This is a genomic window from Streptomyces sp. NPDC048255 (assembly GCF_040652415.1).
Classification (GTDB): Bacteria; Actinomycetota; Actinomycetes; order Streptomycetales; family Streptomycetaceae; genus Streptomyces.
The window spans coordinates 1-22,624 of the sequence record NZ_JBEZMA010000014.1 but is presented as its reverse complement, the minus strand read 5'-3'; the positions used below and the strand labels follow the sequence as shown (position 1 = coordinate 22,624).

Genomic DNA, 22,624 nt, shown 5'->3' with positions numbered 1-22,624 from the left:
GGCCCCGCCGGCGTTTGCGGCGCGGGGGCCCGGGGGCGGAGCCCGCAGCGGCGCCGCGGTTACGCCTCGTACGGCCGGGCCGGCCACGGGGCCAGCGCCGGGCGCAGCGACTCCACCCCGCCGGAGGCAAGGGCCGCGGACAACGCCAGCACCCCCGTCACCAGACCCGGGTTGTGCAGCCGTCCCGCCAGCACCCCGGCCACCAGCTCCGCCAGCGGAACCCTGGCGAGCTCCATGTCCGCCTCCTCCTCGGAGACCACGTACCGCTCCCCCTCCGCCTCCGACAGATCCCGCGCCAGGAAGATCCGTACGGCCTCGTCGGAGCCTCCCGGCGAGGTGAAGAAGTCGGCGAGCACCCGCCAGTCCTCCGCCTTGACGTGCGCCTCCTCGTACAGCTCCCGCTCGGCGGCGTGCAGCGGGTTCTCCCCCGCCACGTCCAGCAGCCCGGCCGGCAGCTCCCACAGGCGGTGCCGCACGGGGTGCCGGAACTGCTTGAGGACCAGCACCCGCTGCTCCTCGTCGAGTGCGAGGACGCACACCGAGCCCGGGTGCACCTGGTAGTCGCGGCGCACCACCGAGGAGTCGGGCATCCGGACCTGGTCCGACTTCACGGATGTCTTCGCGCCCTCGAACGGCGTGCGCGAGGCGACGACCTCCCACGACTCCGGCGTGTCCACGATGTCGTTGCCCATGGCCATGGCCCGTACCTTCCCCAGAAACGCGACAGCCGGGACACGGTCCGTGCCCCGGCTGTCTACGTTATGCGGTCAGGCGCTCACTTCGCGGACTGCTGCCGCTCGACGGCCGCCTTGACCAGGCCCGCGAACAGCGGGTGCGGGCGGGTCGGGCGGGAGCGCAGCTCCGGGTGGGCCTGGGTGGCCACCAGGTAGGGGTGCACCTCGCGCGGGTACTCGACGTACTCGACGAGCTTGTTGTCCGGGGAGGTTCCGGAGAAGACGAGGCCCGCCTTCTTCTCCAGCTCACCGCGGTAGGCGTTGTTCACCTCGTAGCGGTGGCGGTGGCGCTCGTCCACGTACGCCTGGTCGCCGTAGACCTCGCGCACGATGGAGCCCTCGGCGAGCTTCGCCGGGTACATGCCCAGGCGCATGGTGCCGCCCAGGTCGCCCGCGCCCTCGACGAAGGCCAGCTGCTCCTCCATGGTCGAGATGACCGGGTGCGGGGTGGAGGCGTCGAACTCGGTGGAGTTCGCGTCCTCGATGCCCGCCAGGTTCCGGGCGGCCTCGATGACCACGCACTGCAGGCCCAGGCACAGGCCGAGCAGCGGGATCTTGTTCTCGCGGGCGTAGGTGATCGCGCCGACCTTGCCGTTGACGCCGCGGTCGCCGAAGCCGCCGGGCACGCAGATCGCGTCCACGTCGCCGAGCACCGCGGCGGCGCCGGCCGGGGTCTTGCAGTCGTCGGAGGTGACCCACTTGATCTGCACGCGGGCCCGGTTGGCGAAACCGCCGGCGCGCAGCGCCTCGGTCACCGACAGGTAGGCGTCGGGCAGGTCGATGTACTTGCCGACGAGCGCGACCTTGACCTCGTGGTCGGGGTTGTGGACCCGGTCCAGCAGGTCCTCCCACACCGTCCAGTTGACGTCGCGGAAGGGCAGGTCGAGCTTGCGGACCACGTACGCGTCCAGGCCCTCGGTGTGCAGCACCTTCGGGATGTCGTAGATCGACTTCGCGTCGATGGCCGCGACCACGGCCGCCTCGTCCACGTCGCACATCAGCGAGATCTTGCGCTTGATGGACGTGGGCACGTCGCGGTCGGCGCGCAGCACGATCGCGTCGGGCTGGATGCCGATGTTGCGCAGCGCCGCGACGGAGTGCTGGGTGGGCTTGGTCTTCAGCTCGCCGGAGGGGCCGATGTAGGGCAGCAGCGAGATGTGCACGACGAAGACGTTGTCGCGGCCGACCTCGTGGCGGACCTGGCGGACGGTCTCCAGGAAGGGCAGCGACTCGATGTCGCCGACGGTGCCGCCGACCTCGGTGATGACCACGTCGACGTCCGCGGTCGCCATGCGGCGGATGCGGTGCTTGATCTCGTTGGTGATGTGCGGGATGACCTGCACGGTGTCACCGAGGTACTCGCCGCGCCGCTCCTTGGCGATGACCTGCGAGTAGACCTGGCCGGTGGTGACGTTGGCCGAGCCGTCGAGGTCGACGTCGAGGAAGCGCTCGTAGTGGCCGATGTCCAGGTCGGTCTCGGCGCCGTCGTTGGTGACGAACACCTCGCCGTGCTGGAAGGGGTTCATCGTGCCCGGGTCGACGTTCAGGTAGGGGTCGAGCTTCTGCATCGTGACCCGCAGGCCGCGCGCCTTCAGCAGCGCACCCAGGCTGGAGGCCGTCAGGCCCTTGCCGAGGGAGGAAGCGACACCCCCGGTGACGAAGATGTGCTTGGTCGTCATGGATTTGGGCGGCATCGCCAAGAGGGGGCTCCCGTGGTCGCGAGGTGAGGTGCGTCCGGCGCCGGCCACCGTCGATCCGGAAGGGTCTCAGGGGGCGCCGAAGCTGCGGTTTCGGGGCTCCTGATTCGCACAGGCAGACCACCGGTCCACGGGGTACCAGCCTATCAGCGCCCGGGCCGGTCCGCCTCCGGCCACGCGGCGCGGCCGGGCCGCGTACGGCGCCGGGCCGGCATCCCTCCTGGTCACCCGTTCGGCCCAGTCGCATTCTTCCGGGCCTGAACGAGATCACTAGGGTGCCGTCATATCCTGCTCGGATATCGCACACATCCTCGCCGAGCAGTCCGGCAGACGGCCACACACCGCCGCATACGGAATCATGGGCTCGGCGCGGAGATCCCCACCCACAGGAGACCGCGCAACCGCGCAAATGCAAGCGCCCTTCGGGGCGGACGTGGCCGTTCGACTGGAGATGCAACGTGTCCGGGCGCATCGAGGATTACGCACTGATCGGGGACATGCAGACCGCGGCTTTGGTCTGCCGGGACGGGGCAGTGGACTGGTTGTGTCTGCCACGTTTCGACTCCCATGCCGTGTTCGCGAGCATTCTCGGCACCGAGGATCACGGGTTCTGGCGGATCGGCCCGGCGTTCCCGGCGGAGACCGAGGCCCCGCGTGCCACCCGGCGCCGCTACCGCGGCGACTCGCTGGTGCTGGAGTCGGAGTGGGACACGCCGCGCGGCACCGTCCGCGTGATCGACTTCATGCCGCCCCGCGAGGACCACGCCCCGCAGCTGATCCGCATCGTGGAGGGGGTCTCCGGGCGCGTCCGGATGCACTCCGCGCTGCGCATGCGCTTCAGCTACGGCCGGGTCGTGCCCTGGGTGCACCAGGTCGACGGGCGCACCGTGGCCGTGGCCGGTCCGGACTCCATCTGGCTGGACACCGACGCCCAGACCTACGGCAAGGACCTGACGACCTACTCCGACTTCACGGTGGGCCCGGGCGACCGGGTGGCCTTCAGCATCAGCTGGCAGGCCTCGCACCGGGGCGCGCCGGAGGCACCGGAGGCCGAGTCCGCCCTGGAGTCGACCACCGAGTTCTGGCGCGACTGGGTCGAGCAGTGCACGTACCACGGGCCCTACCGGGAGGCCGTGGTCCGCTCCCTGATCACGCTCAAGGCCCTCACGTACGGCCCCACGGGCGGGATCGTCGCCGCGCCGACCACCTCCCTCCCGGAGGAGATCGGCGGGGTCCGGAACTGGGACTACCGCTACACCTGGCTGCGGGACGCGGCCATCACCCTGTCCTCGCTGCTGCGCACGGGCTACCGCGACGAGGCCTCCGCGTGGCGGGACTGGCTGCTGCGGGCGGTGGCCGGCGACCCGGAGAACCTCCAGATCATGTACGGGATCGCGGGCGAGCGGGAGCTGGGCGAGACCGAGCTGGACTGGCTGCCGGGGTACGAGAACTCGGCCCCGGTCCGCGTCGGCAACGGCGCCGCCCACCAGCTCCAGCTCGACGTGTACGGCGAGGTCACCGAGGCCCTGCACCTGGGCCACATGACCGGTCTGGCCCGCAACGACTACGCCTCGGTGCTCCAGCTCAAACTGATCCGGTACCTGGAGACCCACTGGGACCAGCCGGACGAGGGCATCTGGGAAGTGCGCGGCCCGCGCCGCCACTTCGTGCACTCGAAGGTGATGGCCTGGGTGGCCGTGGACCGCACGATCAAGCTGATCGAGAGCGGCGACGCGGACGGCCCGCTGGAGCGCTGGCGCGAACTGCGCGACGAGATCCACCAGGACGTCTGCGAGAAGGGCTACGACAAGGAACGCAACACCTTCACCCAGTCCTACGGGTCGAAGGAGCTGGACGCCTCCCTGCTGCTGATTCCGCAGATGGGCTTCCTGCCGCCGGACGACAAGCGGGTCATCGGCACCATCGAGGCGATTCAGCGCGAGCTGTCCACGCCCGACGGTTTCATCCTGCGCTACCCGACGGCGGGCGCGGAGGCCGGCGTGGACGGGCTGCAGGGCGACGAGGGCGCCTTCCTCGCGTGCTCGTTCTGGATGGCCGACGACCTGGCGATGATCGGCCGGGTGGACGAGGCCCGGCGGCTCTTCGAGCGGCTGCTCTCGCTGCGCAACGACCTCGGGCTGCTGGCGGAGGAGTGGGATCCGCGGCTCCAGCGGCAGGTCGGGAACTTCCCGCAGGCCTTCAGCCACGTTCCGCTGATCGACACGGCGCTGCGGCTGACCGCGAGCGGGGCGTACGGCGGGTAGCGCGCGTACGGGGTGACGCGCGGCCCCGGGCGGTGCCCGGCCCGGGCGGTGCGCGGGCCGGAGGTGGTGCGCGGCCGGAGGTGGTGCGCGCCAGGGGGTGATGCGCGCCCGGCCCGGGTGCGGATCCTCCCGCCGTGCCCCGGTGATCTCCTCCGCCTAGGCTGAAAGGGTCCTGTGCCCTTCTCTGAAGGGGGAAGCCATGGCGCCCCTCTCGAAGGCGGGGACGGCCCTCGCCGCGCTCCGCGAGGATCTGTCCGGTGACGTCTTCACACCGGACGACGCGGGGTACGACGAGGCCCGGACCCGCTTCAACTCGATGATCGACCGCAGGCCGGCCGTGATCACCCAGTGCGAGAGCACGGCCGACGTGGTCACCGCCGTGCGTTTCGCGAGGGACCTGGACCTGAAGATCGCGGTGCGCGGCGGCGGGCACAGCGTCGCCGGGATGTCCCTCAACGACGGCGGTGTGGTCGTGGACCTGCGCCGGATGCACGAGGTGACGGTCCATCCAGCGGCGAAGGCGGCCCACATCGAGGGCGGGGCCACGATGAGCCATCTGGACCGGGCCTGCCACCCGTACGCGCTGGCGACCACCGGCGGCCGGGCCTCCACGACCGGGGTCGGAGGCTTCGTCCTGGGCGGCGGTTCCGGCTGGCTGGACCGCAAGTTCGGCCTGGCGGTGGACAACCTGCTGGGCGTGGACCTCGTCACCGCGGACGGCGAGCTCGTCCACGCGACCGGGGAGGACCACCCCGAGCTGTTCTGGGGGCTGCACGGCGGCGGCGGGAACTTCGGCGTCGCCACCTCGCTGACCCTGCGGCTGCACGAGCTGCCCGTCATGTCCATCGCGTTCCTGCTGTACCTGCCGGAGCGCGGGGCCGAGGTGGTTCGTACGTTCCGGGAGGTCATCGAGGCGGGGCCGCCCGAGGCGGGCGGGGCAGCCATCTACCTGACCGGCCCGCCCGAGGAGTTCGTCCCGCCGCACCTGGTCGGCCGGCTGGTGGCCGCGGCGCTGCTGACGTACGCGGGGCCCGAGGAGGAGATGCGCCGGCTCGCCGCGCCGCTGCTGGCGCTCCCGCACGAGGCGGAGATCGTCACGGCCATCCCGTACCCCGATCTGCAGTGCATGATCGACGACCCGCCGGGGCTGCGGAACTACTGGTCGGCGGAGTACCTGACCGGTCTGCCGGACGAGTTCGTGGAGGTGTTCTGCGCCCGCGCCGACTCGATGCCGGTGCCGACCGGCACCCAGCACATCATCTTTCCGCAGGGCGGCGCGATCGCCTCGGCCCCCGGCGACTACCCCGTGCCGTACCGCGACGCCGCCTGGGCGGTGCACCCCTTCGGGATCTGGGAGGACCCCGCCGACGACGAGCGGTGTCGGCGGTGGGTCAAGGACGTGCGGTCCGACGCGCGGCCGTGGAGCACCGGGGCCGTCTACCTCAACTTCACCGGGGACGAGGGCGCGGAGCGGGTCGCGGCGGGGCTCGGGGAGGAGAACATGCGCAGGCTGGCGGCCCTGAAGCGGGAGTACGACCCCGACAACGTCTTCCGTTTCAACCACAACATCCAGCCCGCCTGACCCCCTGATAGCGTCCCGCGATATGGACGATCAGGGCGGGATCACGGTTCAGCAGGCGCTGGAGCTGCCGGGGCTGCGCAGCGGGCTGCCGGAGGTGGTGGCCTGCGCCGACCGGCTGGGGCGCACCGTCCGCTGGGTGCACGCCGGCGAGGTGCCGAACATCGCGTCGCTGCTCAAGGGCGGCGAGCTGCTGCTGACCACGGGTCTCGGCCTCGGCACCCGCCCCGCCGAACAGCGCGCCTTCGTACGCCGCCTCGCGGACCGGGGGATCGCCGCGCTCGTCGTCGAGCTCGGCCCGCGCTTCACCCGGCTGCCGGCGACCATCGTGGAGACCGCCCGCACGGCGGGCCTGCCGCTGGTCCAGCTCCACCGCGAGGTCCCCTTCGTCACCGTCACGGAGGAGGTCCACACCGAGATCGTCAACCACCACTACGCGCTGCTCCAGCGGGCGGAGGAGGTCCACCGCCGCTGTACGCAGGCCCTGCTCGGCGGCGGCGGGATCCCTCAGGTGCTGCGCATCCTGGCCGACTTCACCGGTAACCCGGTGTTCCTGGAGACCCCGGACGGGCAACTGCTCTACGCGGCGGGCAGCTCGACCGGGGACCCGGGGGCGGACCCGCTCCAGGTGTGGGAGGGCCTGCGCGGCCAGCGCGAGGCCGAACCCTCGGCGCACGCGGTGGTGGTCGACGTACCGGGCGGGGGCCACGGCACCGGCTCGGTCCGGGCGCGGCTCGTCCTCCTCGGGGTCTCGGCCCCCCTGCTCCCGGTGCACCGGATGGCGGCGGAGCGCACGGCGGGCGTGCTCGCGGTGGTGCTGATGCAGGCACGGCAGGAGGAGGAGCTGGCGGCGCGCGGCCGCGGCGACTTCCTGACGGACCTGGCGGAGGGCCGCATCTCGGCGGAGGACGCCCCCGCACAGGCCCGCGTCCTCGGCTTCAAGCCGGGCGCGGGACCGCTGCTGCCGGTGGTCATGCGGCTGTCCTCGGACCTGGGCCCCTCCGGCAACTGGGCGGTCCTGGCCCGTGCGGTCCTGGAGGAGCTGTCGTCCGTCGGGGTACCGGTGCTGCTGGGCGTCCGCCCGGTCGAGGGCCGAGTCCCGCTGCTGGTCTCGCTGCGCGCGGAGTCGGAACGCACGGCGGTGGCGGACCGGGTGGCGGCCGCGCTGCGGGCCGGCGTAGAACGGGCCGGCCTGGACCGCGCCGCCGCCCCGCCAGCTGTGGTCGTCGGTGTCGCGGGCGGCTGGGCGGCCGCCTCGGCGGGCCTGCGGCACGCCGCGGAGACGGCCACGGCGGCCCACGGGCTCCCGGCGCGCCCCTGGTACGACGCCCGGCGCCTGGACATCGACCTGCTGCTGTGGCGGCTGCGCGAGCACCCCGACCTCGCGGCCTTCGTGGACCGGGCGATCGGCCCGCTGCGCACGCACGACCTGACCTCGCGGCCGCCGCTGCTGCCCACCCTGGAGACGTACCTGGCCCACGCGGGCCGCAAAGCGGAGACGGCCCGCGAACTGCACCTGAACCGGCAGACCTTGTACAACCGCCTGGCCCGCATCTCGGAGCTGCTGGGCACGGACCTGGACGACCCCGAGACGGTCCTCTCCCTGAGCCTGGCCCTGCGCGCCCGCCGCCACGTTCCTGCTCCTTCTTGACGCCTCCTCGCACCGCTCGGCGCCAGCGCGCCTCCCGGACTTCGCGCCGCTGCGCCGGACTCCGTCCGCCGGCCCCTGTGCCGGGTGCCGACGCCGGCGGCCGGGCGCGGGCAGGTGGCTGCCCTGCGGGGCTTGTCCCCCACCCGCCCTTCCACCGTTCCCCGGGGCTCCGCCCCGGACCCCTTACGGCGCTCCGCGCCCGCGCCTCGAACGCCGGCGGGGCCGGGGCGTGCCCGGCGGAACGGCACCAGCCGAATCCAGCCCCGCCGGCGTTCGAGGCGCAGGTCCGGGGCGGAGCCCCGGCAGCGGCGGCGCACCCGCGCGGCTACCGCCGGGACCGCTCCATCAGCTCGTCGTAGACGGAGAGGACCTGCGCGACCGTGTCGTCCTCCGACGGCCACGTCGCGGCCTGCGCCCGCCCCGCGGCGGCCAGTCCGGCCCGCCGCTCGGGGTCGGCCAGCAGGCCGGCCACGGCGCCTGCCAGGGCCCCCGGGTCCCCGTACGGCACCAGCACCGCCCCCTCCCCCACCAGCTCCGGCACGCCCCCGACGGCCGTCGCCACCAGCGGTACGCCCGCCCGCAGCGCCTCCTGCGCCAGCAGCGCCCGGGCCTCCCACCGGCTCGACAGCACCGCCACGTCGGCCGCCGCCAGCAGCTGCGCCGCGTCCCGGCGCCGCCCCAGCAGCCGTACGGGCAGCCCTTCGGCCTCGATCCGCCGGGACAGTTCGGCCCGCAGGGGGCCCTCGCCGGCGATCACCAGCAGCGGCAGGGGGTCCAGCGTCCGCCATTCCCGCGCCGCGTCGAGCAGCAGGGAGTACCCCCGGTGCGGCACCAGGCTGCCGACCGCGATCAGCAAGGGCCTTTCCACCGCCCCCAGTTCCGCCCGCGCCTTGCCCGCGTCGTCCGCGGCCGCCTCCGGGCCCGCCGGTACGGCCACCGGTGCCAGCCGCGCGTCCCGTGCCCCGCGCAGCCGCGCGAGGTCCACCTGGTCCGAGGAGGCGCCCAGGACCACCGCGGCGGCGCGCGCCACATGGCGTTCCAGCAGCCGGCCCAGCCGCCCGAGCGCACCGCGGGCCGCCGGGGCCTCGCCGTGCCAGCTGACCACCAGCGGCGCCCGGTGCCCGCGCAGGGCCAGCGCGGCCCGCATCCCGGCCCGTACGCCGTGCGCGTGCACCACGTCCGCCCCGGCGCACGCGGCGCGCAGGGCGCTCACCGCGTCGGGCGCGAACTGCGCCCCGGCTCCGGTGAAGTCGTACTCCCCCTCGGCTTCGGCGGGCGCGCACACGGTGACCCGTACCCCGCGCGCGGCGAGCCCGGTCGCGAGCGACCGCACGTGCGCGCTGCTGCCCGCGCCCGCGCCGCCGAGCACTTGGACGGTACGGAGGGGTGGCGGCCCGTAGGGCTGTGCCGGGACCGGGGCGGAGACCGGGGAGCTGCTCACGGGCCGAAGCTCCTGGAGAAGAGAGTCAGAGACGTCGCCAAGGATGCCAGTCCGCACGCGCGTTCCGGGACCATACGGGTGCGGATCCGGTACGAGATGGCGCCGGAGGCCCTTCAGCCTCACCCACACGGGCTAGCGCGGCGTCACCTCCGGGCCTCCGGCTCCGGCCTCCAGGCACCGCGAAGGCCCGGCACGCTCGTGCGTGCCGGGCCTTCGGAACCGTCTCGTCCGCGCGTCGGCCGCTACGCGTCGGCGCGGGCCGCCGCCAGCAGTTCCTCGGCGTGCGCACGCGCCGAGACCGAGTCCTCGTGTCCCGCCAGCATGCGCGACAGCTCGCGGATCCGGGCCTCGCCCTCCAGGACGGTGACCCCGCTGCGCGTCACGGAGCCGTCGTTGGTCTTCTCGACCAGCAGTTGCCGGTCCGCGAAGGCCGCGACCTGCGGCAGGTGCGTGACGACCACGACCTGCGCCGACTTGGCCAGCTTCGCCAGCCGCCGGCCCACCTCGACCGCCGCCTTGCCGCCGACGCCCGCGTCCACCTCGTCGAAGAGGTACGTGGGCACCGGGTCGGAGCCCGCGAAGACGACCTCCACGGCCAGCATCACCCGGGAGAGCTCACCTCCCGAGGCTCCCTTGGCGATCGGGCGGGGCTGGGCGCCGGGGTGCGGGGCGAGCAGCAGCTCGACCTCGTCCGTGCCCGAAGGGCCGTAGGCGACCGCGCGGCCGTCCACCTCGACGCCGTCGGGGTCCTCCGCCTGCCGGATGTCGATGGTCACCCGCGCGTGCGGCATCGCGAGGGAGGCCAGCTCGGCGGTCACCGCCGAGGCGAACCGCGTCGCCGCCTCCACCCGGGCGTCCGTCAAGGCCTGCGCCAGCAGCGACAGTTCGGACCGCAGGCCGTCCCGTTCGGCGGTCAGTTCCGTGATCCGCTCGTCGTCGCCGTCCAGTTCCAGCAGCCGCGCCGCACCCTGTTCGGCCCATTCCAGTACGGAGTCCACGGTGCCCGCCGAGCCGTACTTGCGCGTCAGCTGGGTCAGGGCGGCCCGCCGCTCCTCCACCGCGGCCAGCCGCAGCGGATCGGCGTCCAGGTCGTCGGCGTAGCCCGCCAGCTCCCCGGCCACGTCGCCGAGCAGGATGCCCAGTTCCCCGATGCGTTCGGCGAGCGCGCCGAGCGCCGGGTCGTGGGAGCGTACGGATTCCAGGGCCCGGTGCGCGCCCGCGACGAGGATGTTCGCGTCGATGGCCTCCGGGTCCTCGGGGTTGCCCGCGAGCGCGGCGTGCGCGATCTGCGCCGCCGAGGCCAGCGATTCGGCGTGGCCGAGCCGCTCCGCCTCGGCCGCCAGTTCGGTGTCCTCGCCGGCCACCGGTTCCACGGCCGCGATCTCGTCCAGCCCGAAGCGCAGCAGGTCCGCCTCCTGGGCGCGTTCCCGGGCCCGGGTGGTGATCTCCTCCAGCTCGACGGCCACCGCGCGGAGCCTGCGGTAGGCCGAGCCGTACTTCTCCAGCGGGACGGCGACGGCGTCCCCTGCGTACCGGTCGAGGGCCTGGCGCTGCCGGGCGGGCCGCAGCAGCCCTTGCTGATCGGTCTGGCCGTGTACGGCGACGAGGTCGTCCGCGAGCTCGCCGAGCAGGCCGACGGGCACGGACCGGCCGCCGACGTGGGCGCGCGAGCGCCCCTCGGCGGAGACGGTCCGGCTGATCAGCAGGGCGCCGTCGTCGAGCTCGGCCCCGGCCTCCTCGGCGCGTACGGCGGCGGGCGCGTCCGGGCGCATGACGATGCGGCCCTCGACGACCGCGGCCTTGGCCCCGATCCGTACCAGGGCCGGGTCGGCGCGACCGCCGAGCAGCAGCCCGAGGCTGGTGACGACCATCGTCTTGCCCGCGCCGGTCTCGCCGGTCACCGCGGTGAAACCGGGCGACAGCTCGACCACCGCGTCGTCGATGACCCCGAGCGACCGTATCCGCATCTCCTCAAGCACGGGACGACGATACCGAGGTTCACGGGTGCCATGTGACGTCACCCGCCCCGAATCCCCGAACGGATGTTCTATTGGGGGGTGGGCGGACCGCCCGCCCGGGCGGCTAATGGGGCGCGCCACGCCATCCGGACACCGGCAGCGCGAACTTCGCGACGAGCCGGTCCGTGAAGGACGCGTGGTGCAGCCGGGCGAGCCGCACGGGCACCGCGCCCCGCCGGACCTCCACCCGGGCCCCGGCCGGCAGCTCCAGCATGCGGCGGCCGTCGCACCAGAGCACCCCGTGCGGGGTCCCCGTCTGCACCTCCACCGCCAGCACCGAGTCCGGCGAGGTCACCAGCGGCTTCGCGAACAGCGCGTGCGCGCTGATCGGCACCATCAGCAGGGCCTCCACCTCGGGCCAGACCACCGGCCCGCCCGCGGAGAAGGCGTACGCCGTCGAGCCGGTCGGCGTCGCGCAGACGATCCCGTCACAGCCGAAGCCGGACACCGGGCGCCCGTCGATCTCCAGGACCACCTCCAGCATCCGCTCCGGGGACACCTTCTGGACGGCGGCCTCGTTCAGCGCCCAGTCCTGGTGGACCACGTCCCCGTTCGTGCGCACGATCACGTCGAGGGTCATCCGCTCCTCGACCTCGTACTCGCGCGTCACCACCCGGTCGACGACCTTGTCCAGATCGTCTCGCTCGGCCTCGGCGAGGAACCCCACCCGGCCCAGGTTGACGCCGAGCATCGGCACGCCCGAGGCCCGCGCGAACTCGGCGCCCCGCAGCAGGGTCCCGTCCCCGCCCAGCACGACCAGCAGCTCGCAGCCGTCGAGCACCGCCGGGGTGGACCCGGTGACCAGTTCCACCTCGGGCGGCAGCGGGAGGTCCACCGCCTCGTGCGCGAAGACCCGCACCCCGAGCCCGCAGCGCAGCAGGCCCTTCACGACCAGCTCGGCACTGCGGATGGCCGCGGGCCGCCCGGTGTGCGCGAGCAGGAAGACCGTACGCACCCCCGCCGAACCTTCCGGACCTTCCGACTCCGCTGAACCCGATGAAGCTGAACCCGATGAATCAGTCACTGCGGCCCCTCCGCCACGGCACGGTCAACATCCGCCGGGTCGAGTGCCGGTGCCCCCGCCCGCAGCCACAGAAAGTACTCGACATTGCCCGACGGTCCCGGCAGCGGACTCGCCGTCACCCCGAGAACCCCCAGCCCCAGCTTGCCCGCCTGCGCCGCGACCTCGCGCACCGCCTCCGCCCGCAGCTCCGCGCTGCGCACGACGCCGCCGCTCCCCAGCCGGTCCTTGCCGACCTCGAACTGCGGCTTCACCATCAGCACCAGGTCGGCGTCGGGCGCCGTGCACCGCACCAGCGCGGGCAGCACCAGGCCGATGGAGATGAAGGACAGGTCGCCGACGACCAGGTCCGCCGGGATCCCGTCGATCTGCTCGACCGTCAGCTCGCGCACGTTCGTACGGTCCTTGACGGTGACCCGCTCATCGCTCTGCAGGGCCCAGGCGAGCTGCCCGTAGCCGACGTCCACGGCCACCACGTGGGCCACGCCCGCGCGCAGCAGCACATCGGTGAAACCGCCGGTGGAGGCCCCGGCGTCCAGTGCCCGGCGGCCCTCCACGCGCAGCCCCTGCGGCTGGAAGACGGCCAGCGCGCCCGCCAGCTTGTGGCCGCCGCGCGAGACGTAGTCGGGGTCGCTGTCGTCCTTGAGGACCACGAGGGCCGCACTGGTCTCGACCTGGGTGGCGGCCTTGGTCGCGGTGGTGCCGCCCACGGTCACCCGGCCCGCGGCGATCAGCTGCGCGGCGTGCTCGCGCGAGCGGGCCATGCTGCGGCGTACCAGTTCGGCGTCCAGGCGGCGGCGTGCCACTCCTGCCACGTTCGGTTCAGCTCCTGTTTTCGTACGTACCGGGGACGGGCGGCGCGTCCAGCGCGGTCAGCGCGGAGCGCAGCCCCTTGTGGACATCCTCGTACACCTGGAGGTGTCCGTCCGCCGTCAGGTGGTCAGCGTCCGCCAGCCGCGCCAGGTCCGCGTCGACCGCGGCGTGGCCGGTGGGGGTGCGCACGACGCCGAGCGGCGTGGCCCCGGCGGGCTCCGCGGGCTGCGGGGCGGCCTCGGCGGCGGTGTCGGGAACGGGCCCGGGAACGGTCTCGGGACCGGGCCCCGCAACGCTCACCGGGGGCTCGTACGGTCCCGCGTCGGGCACTTCGTCGCTCATGCCCCGACGCTACCCCGAAGCGCCCCGCGACCACGCACGGCTCTGCGGTACGGTCGTGATCACGATGGCTACGATCCAGGAGTGCCGCGAAGCACTCGACCGACTCTCCGGCAATCTTGCACGGGCCGAAGGCGGCGCGCACGGCGCGACCGCCCTCGACCGCTCGCTGAGCTGCCACATCACCGACCTCGACCAGACCTTCACGGGCCGTCTCGAGGGCGGCCGGATCCGGGTGGAGGCGGTGGCCGCGGGCCCGCCGGCCGACAAGGCCGAGATCCGGCTGGCGATGACCGGCGACGACCTGGTGGCCCTGGTCGCGGGCGAACTGAAGTTCGCCAAGGCCTGGACCTCCGGCCGGGTCAGACTGGAGGCCGGCTTCCGCGACCTCCTGCGCCTGAAGAGCCTGCTCTAGCCCCCACCCGGCCCCGCCGGCAGCCACACCACCCCGTCGGCGGCCACTCCAGCCCCCGTCGGCGGCCCCTCCAGCCCCGCCGGCGTTCGAGGCGCGGGGTCCGGGGCGGAGCCCCGGCAACGGCGCGGCACCCGCTCACACGGCACGGGCCCCCGCACGGGCCCCCGCACGGGCCCTCCGCGCCGCCGGGATCACCAGCGGCGTGCCCGTCTGCGGGTCGTCGATGATCTGGCAGGGCAGTCCGAAGACCCCCTCCACCATCTCGGCGGTGACCACCTCGGCCGGCGGCCCCTCGGCGACGACCTCCCCGCCCCGCATCGCGATCAGATGCGTGGCGTAGCGGGCGGCGTGGTTGAGGTCGTGCAGCACCGCGACCAGGGTCCGGCCCTGGTTCTCGTGCAGCTCGGCGCACAGGTCCAGTACGTCGATCTGGTGCTGGATGTCCAGGTAGGTCGTCGGCTCGTCCAGGAGCAGCAGCGGGGTCTGCTGGGCGAGCGCCATGGCGATCCACACCCGCTGCCGCTGTCCGCCCGACAGCTCGTCCACGGCCCGGTCGGCGAGGTCACCGACCCCGGTCGAGGCCATCGACTCGTTCACGATCCGCTCGTCCTCGGACGACCACTGCCGCAGCAGCCCTTGGTGCGGGTACCGGCCCCGGGAGACCAGGTCGGCCACCGTGATGCCGTCGGGCGCGATCGAGGACTGCGGCAGCAGCCCCAGGGTCCGGGCCACCTTCTTCGCGGGCATCGACGTGATGGCGTGCCCGTCCAGCAGCACCCGGCCCGCGGACGGCTTCAGCATCCGCGACAGGGCACGCAGCAGCGTGGACTTCCCGCAGGCGTTGGGCCCGACGATCACCGTGAAGGAACGGTCGGGAATCTCCACCGACAGGTTCTCGGCGATGACCCGCTGGTCGTAGCCGAGGGTCACGTTCTGCGCGGTCAGCCGCTGCACTTCGGTACTCCTCAAAGGGTTCTGCTCCGGATTCTGCGGCGCGGTCATACGCGCGAGGTCATACGCGCGAGGTCATACGCGTCCCGCCCTGCGCTCGGTGACGAGCAGCCAGAGCAGGTAGACACCGCCGACCAGTCCGGTCACCACGCCCACCGGCAGCTGGTCGGCGCCGAAGGCCCGCTGCGAGGCCCAGTCGGACACCAGCAGCAGCAGCGCGCCCATCAGCGCGGCGGTCATCAGGTTCGCCCCCGGCGACCGGGTCAGCCGGCGGGCCAGCTGCGGCGCGGCCAGCGCGACGAAGCTGATGGGCCCGGCCGCGGCAGCCGCGGCGGTGGTCAGCAGGATCGCCGCGAGCATCAGCAGGAGCCGGGTGCGCTCCACGCGCACCCCCAGCGCGTACGCGGCGTCGTCGCCCATCTCCATGATCCGCAGGGCCCGGCCCTGCCCGAGGACCAGCGGGAAGAGCACCGCGCAGAGCACGAACAGCGGCTCGACCTGCGCCCAGTCCCGGCCGGCCAGCGAGCCCGTCAGCCAGACCATCGCGCGGGTGGCGTCCACCACCTGGGCCTTGGTGAGCAGGTATTGGATGACGGCGATCAGCACGGCGGAGGCGCCGATGCCGACCAGCACCAGCCGGTAGCCTTGGATGCCCCGCTTGTACGCGAGCAGGTAGACGGCGACGCCGGCCAGCAGCCCGCCGAGCAGCGCGCCGACCGCCACCTCGGTGGCCCCGCCCTTGAACAGGATGATGACGGTGAGCGCGCCGACCGCCGATCCGTGGCCGAAGCCGAGCAGGTCCGGGGAGCCGAGCGGGTTGCGGGAGACGGACTGGAAGACGGCGCCGGCCATGCCGAGGGCCGCGCCGACGAGCAGGGCGACCAGGACCCTCGGCAGCCGCAGGTCGTTGACGACGAACTGGTGGGCGGGCGAGCCGTTGCCCAGCAGGGTCCGGACGACGTCCCACGGGGCGATCGGGAAGTCACCGGTGCCGATGAGGACGACGGCCATCGCGAGCGTCGCCAGCGCGAGCAGCACGCCGGTGACCAGCGCGCGCCGCTCCACCCGCAGCGACGTCCCGCCGGGCAGGCGCAGCGGCCGCGCCGCGGGCCGTCGTGTACGCGCCGTCCGTTCCTTGCCGGGTGCGGCGGTCGCGGTCACAGCTGGGCCATCCTCTTGCGCCGGACGAGGTAGATGAAGACGGGACCGCCGATGAGGGCGGTGACGATGCCGACCTGGAGTTCGGCGGGCCGGGTGACGACCCGGCCGACGACATCGGCGCCGAGCAGCAGGGCGGGCGACAGCACCGCCGAGTACGCGAGCACCCAGCGCATGTCCGGTCCGGTGAAGGCCCGTACCAGGTGCGGGATCATCAGCCCGATGAAGACGATCGGCCCGCAGGCGGCGGTGGCCGCACCGCACAGCAGGGTGATGGCGGCCATGGCGCCGATCCGGGTCCGCGTCAGGTGCGCGCCCAGCGCCCGCGCGGTGTCGTCGCCCAGGGCCATCGCGTTGAGCGGCCGCCCCAGCGACAGCGCGAGGACGGCGCCGGCCAGCAGGAAGGGGGCCACCTGCCGGACGGTGTCCATGTTGGCCGAAGCCAGCGAACCCACCGTCCAGAAGCGGAGCTTGTCCAGCGCCGTGCTGTCCATCAGCTGGACCGCGTTGATGTAGCCGACCAGGGCCGCGCTGGCCGCCGTACCGGCGAGGGCGAGGCGTACCGGGGTGGCGCTGCGGCTGCCGCCCAGCACGTACACGACGACCGAGACGACGGCGGCGCCGAGGAAGGCCCACCACACGAACTCCCTCAGCGAGCTCGCGCCGAGGAAGCTGATCGCGGAGACGACGGCGGCCGCGGCGCCCGCGTTGACGCCGAGGATGCCGGGCTCGGCCAGCGGGTTGCGGGTCAGCGCCTGCATCACCGCACCGGACAGGCCGAGGCCGAGGCCGACCATCAGCCCCAGGAGGGTGCGCGGGACCCGCAGGTCCCGCACCACCACGTCGGAAGGCGTCCCCGCGTAGTCGAACAGGCCGTGCCAGACCTGGTCGAGGGTCATCTGCTTGGCGCCCACGGCGATGCTCGCCACCGCGACCAGGGCCAGCACCGCGAGGGCGGCCAGCAGCCCGGCGGTACGCGCGGCATGCCGCGAGCGGGCGACGGCAGGCGGCGCCGCGCTCTGTCCGGGTTCGGGTACGGCTTCGGGGGGACTCTCGACCAACACGCAGGTTAGGTTAGCCTACCCTGTCTGAATCCCTCCCTCTGGATGCCTCAGAGCCCCAGCCCGGCCAGCGCCTTCTCCGCGTCCAGCCCGCAGACCCCGTCCCCGGCCGCCGTCCAGGCCGCCGCGCACAGCGCCCGCAGCCCGTCGACCGGATCCGCGTCCGCCGCTTCCGCCCCGCCCGCCTCCGGGAGGGTGCGCAGGCCCAGTACGCCGCCGGACACCGCCGAGATCCAGCCACCGCACTCCCAGCCCTCCGCGTGCTCCCGTACCCGCGGCTGCCCGGTCAGCAGCCCCCGCAGGTCCCGGTCCACATAGGTCGGCCGGTGCCTCGGCTCGGCCCGCAACAGCTGCGCCGCGTCGGTCACCCCGGTCAGCACCAGCAGCGAGTCCACCTCCCCGTTGAAGGCGCCCTCGATGTCGGTGTCCAGCCGGTCCCCCACCACCAGCGGCCGCTTCGCCCCGGTCCGCAGCACCGTCTCCCGGTGCATCGGGGGCAGCGGCTTGCCCGCCACCTGCGGCTCCGCGCCCGTGGCGATCCGTACGACCTCCACAGCGGCCCCGTTCCCCGGCGCGATCCCGCGCGCCCCGGGGATCGTCAGGTCGGTGTTGGACGCGTACCAGGGCACCCCGCGGTTGATCGCGTACGAGGCCTCCGCGAACCGTCCCCACGCCAGCTCGGGCCCCCCGTACCCCTGCACGACCGCCGCGAGACCGTCCTCCTCCGCCGACTCCACCGGCACCAGCCCGCGCTCGCGCAACGCGACCCGCAGCCCCTCGCCACCGATCACCAGCACCTTCGAACCCGGTGCCACCTGCTCCGCGATCAGCCGGGCCACCGCCTGCGCCGAGGTGATCACCTCGCCCGCCTCGGTCGGGATGCCCAGCTCGGTCAGGTGCCCGGCGACCGCGTCCGGAGTGCGCAGCGCGTTGTTCGTCACGTACGCGAGGTGCATCCCCTGCGCGCGGGCCGTGGCCAGGGACTCCACCGCGTGCGCGATGGCGTGGCCTCCCGCGTACACCACCCCGTCGAGGTCCAGCAGAGCGGTGTCGTACGCCTGGTGCAGATTCCGCTCACTCGCCGCGGGACTGGTCCTGCTCTGCCGGGTCATCCTGGCCGCTCCTCATGGGATCGATCTTGTCCGATTTCCGTACTCCCCCGATCATCCCGCACCGCAATGCGGGTCTTACCATGCACCAATGACCACATCTGGCACCGCGGACCATGGACTGCGCCTGATCCCGTTCCATGGCCTGCGCTACGACCCCGAGCGTGTCGGCAGCCTCGCCGCCGTCACCTCGCCGCCCTACGACGTGGTCGTACGCCCCGACGGAGTCGATTACCTCGAATCCGCCGACCCGCACAACATCGTCCGCCTGATCCTTCCCCAGGCCGACACCCCCGCCGCCCGCAACGAGCAGGCCGCGCACACCCTGCGCGCCTGGCTCACCGAGGGCGTCCTCAGCGCCGACCCGGAACCCGCGCTCTACGTCTACGAGCAGAGCAGGGCCGGCCTCCTCCAGCGCGGCATCATCGGCGCCCTCGCCCTGTCCACCGCCGACGCGGGCATCGTCCTCCCCCACGAGGACGTCATGCCGGACGTGGTCACCGACCGGGCCGGCCTGATGCGGGCCACCTCCGCCAACCTCGAACCCCTCCTCCTCACCTACCGGAGCGAGGAACCCGACGCCGCCGCGGCGCAGGCCGTCGCGGCCACGGCCCGGCGCGCCCCCCTGCTGGAGACCACCACCGAGGACGGTTTCCGGCACCGGCTGTGGGCCGTCACGGACCCCGCCGAGCTGGCCGCCGTCACCGCCGACCTCGGCCACCGCCAGGCCCTCATCGCCGACGGCCACCACCGCTGGGCCACCTACCTGCGCCTCCAGGAGGAACACGCCTCCCCCACCGCGTGGGACTTCGGCCTGGTCCTCCTCGTGGACACCGCCCGCTACCCGCTCCAGGTCCGCGCCATCCACCGGATGCTGCGCCGCCTGCCGGTCGCCGACGCCCTCGCCGCCCTCGACGGCCACTTCCGGGTCCGCCCCGTCGACGGGCCGCTCCCGCTCGCCCTGGAGGCCCTCGCGGACGCGGCGGAACGCGGCAACGCCTTCCTCCTCACGGGAGACGGCAGCTTCCATCTGGTCACCGACCCCGCCCCGGCCCTGCTGGAGCGCACCGTCCGCCGCGACCGCCCCGAGGCCTGGCGCCGGCTGGACGCCACCGTGCTGCACGCGACGCTGCTCGACGCCCTGTGGGGCGTCCCCGACGCCCCCGAGCACATCGCGTACATCCACGACACCGCCGCCACGGTCGCCATGGCCGAGCGCCACAACGGCACCGCCGTCCTGCTGCACCCCGTACGGGAAGAGGTCGTCCGCGACCTGGCCCGCCAGGGCGTCACCATGCCCCGCAAGTCCACCTCCTTCGGCCCGAAGCCGGCCACCGGCCTGGTCCTGCGCAGCCTGGACTGACCACCCCCGGACATGGGAAAGGGCGGTACCCCCGAGGGGGTACCGCCCTTTCCCATGTCACTCAGACCATGTCACTCAGAAGACTCAGGCCTTGTCGCGGCCCGTGTCCTGCTCGTCGTCCTCGTCTTCGTCCTCGTCCTCGAGAACGACGACCTCGTCGGTGATGTCCGCGTCGGCATCGGCGTCGAAGTCGCCCCGGACCTCGTCGGCGGCGGCGTCGGCCTCGACGTCCACATCGACGTCCAGGTCGGCCTCGGACTGCTCGACGGGCTCGTACTCGTCGTCGTCCTCGTCGTAGTACTCCGCCACGTCGGAGGCCCGCTCGGCCGCCGCGACCTCAGCGGCGTCCTCGTCGTCGTCCTCGTCGTCCATGGCGGCGTCGACGAACTCGACCCCGTCCAGCTCGGCGAGCCGGTCGGAGGCGTCCATCGCCCCGTCCTTGTCGGCCTCGAGGGTCTTGGCGAACCACTCGCGCGCCTCGTCCTCACGACCGGCCGCGAGCAGCGCGTCGGCGTAGGCGTACCGCAGGCGCGCGGTCCACGGCTGGACGGAGCTGGAAGCCAGCTCCGGGCTCTGCAGGGTCACGATGGCGGCCTCGAGCTGCCCCATGTCCCGCCGGGCACCGGCGGCGACCAGACGCATCTCGACCTGACCGGCCTTGTCCAGCTTCTGCACCTCGGGCTCGCCGGCCATGGCCAGCGCCCGCTCCGGACGGCCGAGACCGCGCTCGCAGTCGGCCATGACGGGCCACAGCTCGACGGAACCGGTCATGCGCTTGGCGGCACGGAACTCCGCGAGGGCCTCGCTGTACTTCTGCGTCGCGTACGCGGCGAAGCCGGCGGCCTCGCGCACGGCGGCGACACGGGAGGCCAGTCGCAGGGCGATGCGCGAGTACGCGTACGCCTGCTCCGAGTCCTCGTCGATCAGCCGGGCGACCATGACCAGGTTCTTCGAGACTTCCTCGGCCAGGCCCTTGGGCAGGCTCAGGAGCTCCTGACGCACATCGGCGTCGATCTCGAGACCGGTGACGTCCTCGTCGATCGGAAGCCGCTTGACCGGGTCCCGGTCGCGGTCCGCGCGGTAGTCGCGGTCGCCGCCACGGTCATCGCGACCGCCACGGTAACCACCGCGGTCACCACCGCGATCGTCACGGCCACCACGGAACCCGCCACGGTCGCCACCGCGGTCGTCGCGGCGGGGGTAGCTGGGGCGGTCGCCGCCACGGTCGTCACGGCGCGGGTAGGACGGACGGTCCCCACCACGGTCGTCGCGGCCGCCACGGAACCCACCACGGTCGTCATCCCGACGCGGGTACGAGGGACGGTCGCCACCACGGTCGTCACGGCGCGGGAAGGACGGGCGGTCCCCACCGCGGTCGTCACGACGCGGGTAAGAGGGACGCTCGCCGCCACGGTCGTCGCGGCCGCCACGGAACCCACCACGGTCGTCATCACGACGCGGGTACGAGGGACGGTCGCCGCCGCGGTCGTCACGACGCGGGTAGGACGGGCGGTCGCCGCCACGGTCGTCACGACGGAACGAGGGACGGTCGCCACCGCGGTCGTCACGGCGCGGGAAGGACGGACGGTCGCCGCCACGGTCGTCACGACGCGGGTAAGAGGGACGGTCTCCGCCACGGTCGTCGCGGCCGCCGCGGAACCCACCACGGTCGTCATCACGACGCGGGTACGACGGACGGTCGCCACCACGGTCATCGCGGCGCGGGAAGGACGGGCGGTCGCCGCCACGGTCGTCACGACGGAAACCGCCGCCACCACCCGAGGGACGCCCACCGCGGTCGTCCTCACGACGCGGGTAGGAGGGACGGTCGCCACCGCGGTCGTCACGGCCACGGAAGCCGCCGCCGCCGGCACCGGCCGGACGCCCGCCACGGTCGTCGTCACGACGCGGGTAGGACGGGCGGTCGCCGCCACGGTCGTCACGACGGAACGAGGGACGGTCGCCACCGCGGTCGTCACGGCGCGGGAAGGACGGACGGTCGCCGCCACGGTCGTCACGACGCGGGTAAGAGGGACGGTCTCCGCCACGGTCGTCGCGGCCGCCGCGGAACCCACCACGGTCGTCATCACGACGCGGGTACGACGGACGGTCGCCACCACGGTCATCGCGGCGCGGGAAGGACGGGCGGTCGCCGCCACGGTCGTCACGACGGAAACCGCCGCCACCACCCGAGGGACGCCCACCGCGGTCGTCCTCACGACGCGGGTAGGAGGGACGGTCGCCACCGCGGTCGTCACGGCCACGGAAACCGCCGCCGCCGGCACCGGCCGGACGCCCGCCACGGTCGTCGTCACGACGCGGGAAAGAGGGGCGGTCGCCGCCACGGTCATCGCGACGGAAACCACCGCCACCGCCTGCACCGGCCGGGCGGCCGCCACGGTCGTCACGGCGGAAACCGCCGCCACCGCCACCGGCGCCGGCAGGCCGGCCACCACGGTCGTCACGACGGAACGGGGGACGGTCGCCACCACGGTCGTCACGGCCCCCGCGGTAGCCGCCCCTGTCACCGCCGTCGTTGCGCCGAGGCTCGCGCTCCGGACGATCGTCGGGAGAGTTGGACATGGGTGTGACTCCTGTCTTCGGGGTACCGCTAGTCATTCTCGCGCAACCAACCCATGGCCGCGCTTCGGCGTAAAGAGGTGAAAAAACAAAAGGACCCTTGGTCCAGCGTTGAACGCTGGACCAAGGGTCCTTTGAAAGATTGTTCGGCGGCGTCCTACTCTCCCACAGGGTCCCCCCTGCAGTACCATCGGCGCTGAAAGGCTTAGCTTCCGGGTTCGGAATGTAACCGGGCGTTTCCCTAACGCTATGACCACCGAAACCCTATCGGTTTCGAGCGAACAAGCACACTTTGTAGTTATGTTCTAGCTCTAGAAACCAGCAACCGTTCGTTGCTTCAGAACTAACACAGTGGACGCGAGCAACTGAGGACAAGCCCTCGGCCTATTAGTACCAGTCAGCTTCACCCGTTACCGGGCTTCCACATCTG

Annotated in this window: 17 protein-coding genes, 1 rRNA gene and 1 pseudogene; 5 read left to right on the top strand and 14 right to left on the bottom strand. The window is 73.3% G+C overall.

Annotation, left to right across the window (positions count from 1 at the left end; all coding sequences use genetic code 11):
• Positions 1 to 59: 59 nt before the first annotated feature.
• The gene (locus tag AB0D94_RS14195) at positions 60 to 692 is read right to left on the bottom strand and encodes an NUDIX hydrolase (RefSeq protein WP_362051116.1); all 633 of its coding nucleotides are present in this window, start codon (positions 690 to 692) and stop codon (positions 60 to 62) included.
• An 83-nt stretch (positions 693 to 775) separates the two neighbouring features.
• Positions 776 to 2,428: a CTP synthase gene (locus tag AB0D94_RS14190; protein WP_031144794.1), complete on the bottom strand. Its 1,653-nt coding sequence runs from the start codon at positions 2,426 to 2,428 to the stop codon at positions 776 to 778.
• 461 nt (positions 2,429 to 2,889) lie between these two features.
• Here AB0D94_RS14190 and AB0D94_RS14185 point away from each other — a divergent pair, with 461 nt between their 5' ends.
• The 3 genes from AB0D94_RS14185 to AB0D94_RS14175 all read left to right on the top strand — a co-directional run bounded on the left by AB0D94_RS14185 (position 2,890) and on the right by AB0D94_RS14175 (position 7,925).
• The gene (locus AB0D94_RS14185) at positions 2,890 to 4,695 is read left to right on the top strand and encodes a glycoside hydrolase family 15 protein (RefSeq protein WP_362050839.1); all 1,806 of its coding nucleotides are present in this window, start codon (positions 2,890 to 2,892) and stop codon (positions 4,693 to 4,695) included.
• Positions 4,696 to 4,894: 199 nt separating this feature from the next.
• Entirely contained in the window at positions 4,895 to 6,277 is a 1,383-nt protein-coding gene (locus AB0D94_RS14180) for an FAD-binding oxidoreductase (RefSeq protein WP_362050836.1), read from the top strand.
• Positions 6,278 to 6,299: 22 nt separating this feature from the next.
• Positions 6,300 to 7,925 carry a PucR family transcriptional regulator gene (locus AB0D94_RS14175; RefSeq protein ID WP_362050833.1) on the top strand — a complete coding sequence of 542 codons (1,626 nt, stop codon included), beginning with the start codon at positions 6,300 to 6,302 and terminating at the stop codon, positions 7,923 to 7,925.
• 325 nt (positions 7,926 to 8,250) lie between these two features.
• On the opposite strand, the gene AB0D94_RS14170 is transcribed toward AB0D94_RS14175, so the two are convergent.
• From AB0D94_RS14170 to AB0D94_RS14150, 5 genes are all read right to left on the bottom strand, one after another.
• A complete protein-coding gene (locus AB0D94_RS14170) occupies positions 8,251 to 9,366 on the bottom strand; it encodes a glycosyltransferase family 4 protein (RefSeq protein WP_362050830.1) in 1,116 nt (371 codons plus the stop codon).
• 242 nt (positions 9,367 to 9,608) lie between these two features.
• Entirely contained in the window at positions 9,609 to 11,333 is a 1,725-nt protein-coding gene (gene recN, locus AB0D94_RS14165) for a DNA repair protein RecN (RefSeq protein ID WP_362051114.1), read from the bottom strand.
• Between the two features lie 115 nt (positions 11,334 to 11,448).
• A complete protein-coding gene (locus AB0D94_RS14160) occupies positions 11,449 to 12,339 on the bottom strand; it encodes an NAD kinase (RefSeq protein ID WP_362050828.1) in 891 nt (296 codons plus the stop codon).
• 65 nt (positions 12,340 to 12,404) lie between these two features.
• A complete protein-coding gene (locus AB0D94_RS14155; protein WP_362050825.1) occupies positions 12,405 to 13,220 on the bottom strand; it encodes a TlyA family RNA methyltransferase in 816 nt (271 codons plus the stop codon).
• Positions 13,221 to 13,227: 7 nt separating this feature from the next.
• Positions 13,228 to 13,560 carry a hypothetical protein gene (locus AB0D94_RS14150; protein WP_362050823.1) on the bottom strand — a complete coding sequence of 111 codons (333 nt, stop codon included), beginning with the start codon at positions 13,558 to 13,560 and terminating at the stop codon, positions 13,228 to 13,230.
• A gap of 64 nt (positions 13,561 to 13,624) precedes the next feature.
• Here AB0D94_RS14150 and AB0D94_RS14145 point away from each other — a divergent pair, with 64 nt between their 5' ends.
• Complete coding sequence (locus AB0D94_RS14145; protein WP_362050820.1) at positions 13,625 to 13,972, top strand: SCP2 sterol-binding domain-containing protein; 348 nt, start codon at positions 13,625 to 13,627, stop codon at positions 13,970 to 13,972.
• 135 nt (positions 13,973 to 14,107) lie between these two features.
• Here AB0D94_RS14145 and AB0D94_RS14140 read toward each other — a convergent pair whose 3' ends face one another.
• The 4 genes from AB0D94_RS14140 to AB0D94_RS14125 are packed head-to-tail and all read right to left on the bottom strand — an operon-like array spanning position 14,108 to position 18,254.
• Entirely contained in the window at positions 14,108 to 14,974 is an 867-nt protein-coding gene (locus AB0D94_RS14140) for an ABC transporter ATP-binding protein (protein ID WP_362050817.1), read from the bottom strand.
• Between the two features lie 24 nt (positions 14,975 to 14,998).
• A complete protein-coding gene (locus tag AB0D94_RS14135) occupies positions 14,999 to 16,084 on the bottom strand; it encodes an iron chelate uptake ABC transporter family permease subunit (RefSeq protein WP_362050814.1) in 1,086 nt (361 codons plus the stop codon).
• Positions 16,081 to 17,145, bottom strand: a complete 1,065-nt coding sequence (locus AB0D94_RS14130) for an iron chelate uptake ABC transporter family permease subunit (RefSeq protein ID WP_362050811.1) — start codon at positions 17,143 to 17,145, stop codon at positions 16,081 to 16,083. The genes AB0D94_RS14135 and AB0D94_RS14130 overlap by 4 nt, the downstream gene beginning before the upstream one ends.
• Positions 17,146 to 17,192: 47 nt before the next feature.
• The gene (locus AB0D94_RS14125) at positions 17,193 to 18,254 is read right to left on the bottom strand and encodes an HAD hydrolase-like protein (protein WP_362050808.1); all 1,062 of its coding nucleotides are present in this window, start codon (positions 18,252 to 18,254) and stop codon (positions 17,193 to 17,195) included.
• Between the two features lie 88 nt (positions 18,255 to 18,342).
• Between AB0D94_RS14125 and AB0D94_RS14120 the strand changes: the two genes are divergently transcribed.
• Positions 18,343 to 19,614, top strand: coding sequence for a DUF1015 domain-containing protein (locus tag AB0D94_RS14120; RefSeq protein WP_362050805.1), 1,272 nt, complete (start codon positions 18,343 to 18,345; stop codon positions 19,612 to 19,614).
• Between the two features lie 84 nt (positions 19,615 to 19,698).
• Here AB0D94_RS14120 and AB0D94_RS14115 read toward each other — a convergent pair whose 3' ends face one another.
• The 3 genes and pseudogenes from AB0D94_RS14115 to rrf all read right to left on the bottom strand — a co-directional run bounded on the left by AB0D94_RS14115 (position 19,699) and on the right by rrf (position 22,455).
• A complete protein-coding gene (locus tag AB0D94_RS14115; RefSeq protein WP_362051112.1) occupies positions 19,699 to 20,616 on the bottom strand; it encodes a hypothetical protein in 918 nt (305 codons plus the stop codon).
• 141 nt (positions 20,617 to 20,757) lie between these two features.
• Positions 20,758 to 22,233, bottom strand: a pseudogene (locus tag AB0D94_RS14110) (hypothetical protein); the annotation flags it as partial.
• Between the two features lie 105 nt (positions 22,234 to 22,338).
• Positions 22,339 to 22,455, bottom strand: a 5S ribosomal RNA gene (gene rrf, locus AB0D94_RS14105).
• Positions 22,456 to 22,624: the final 169 nt, after the last annotated feature.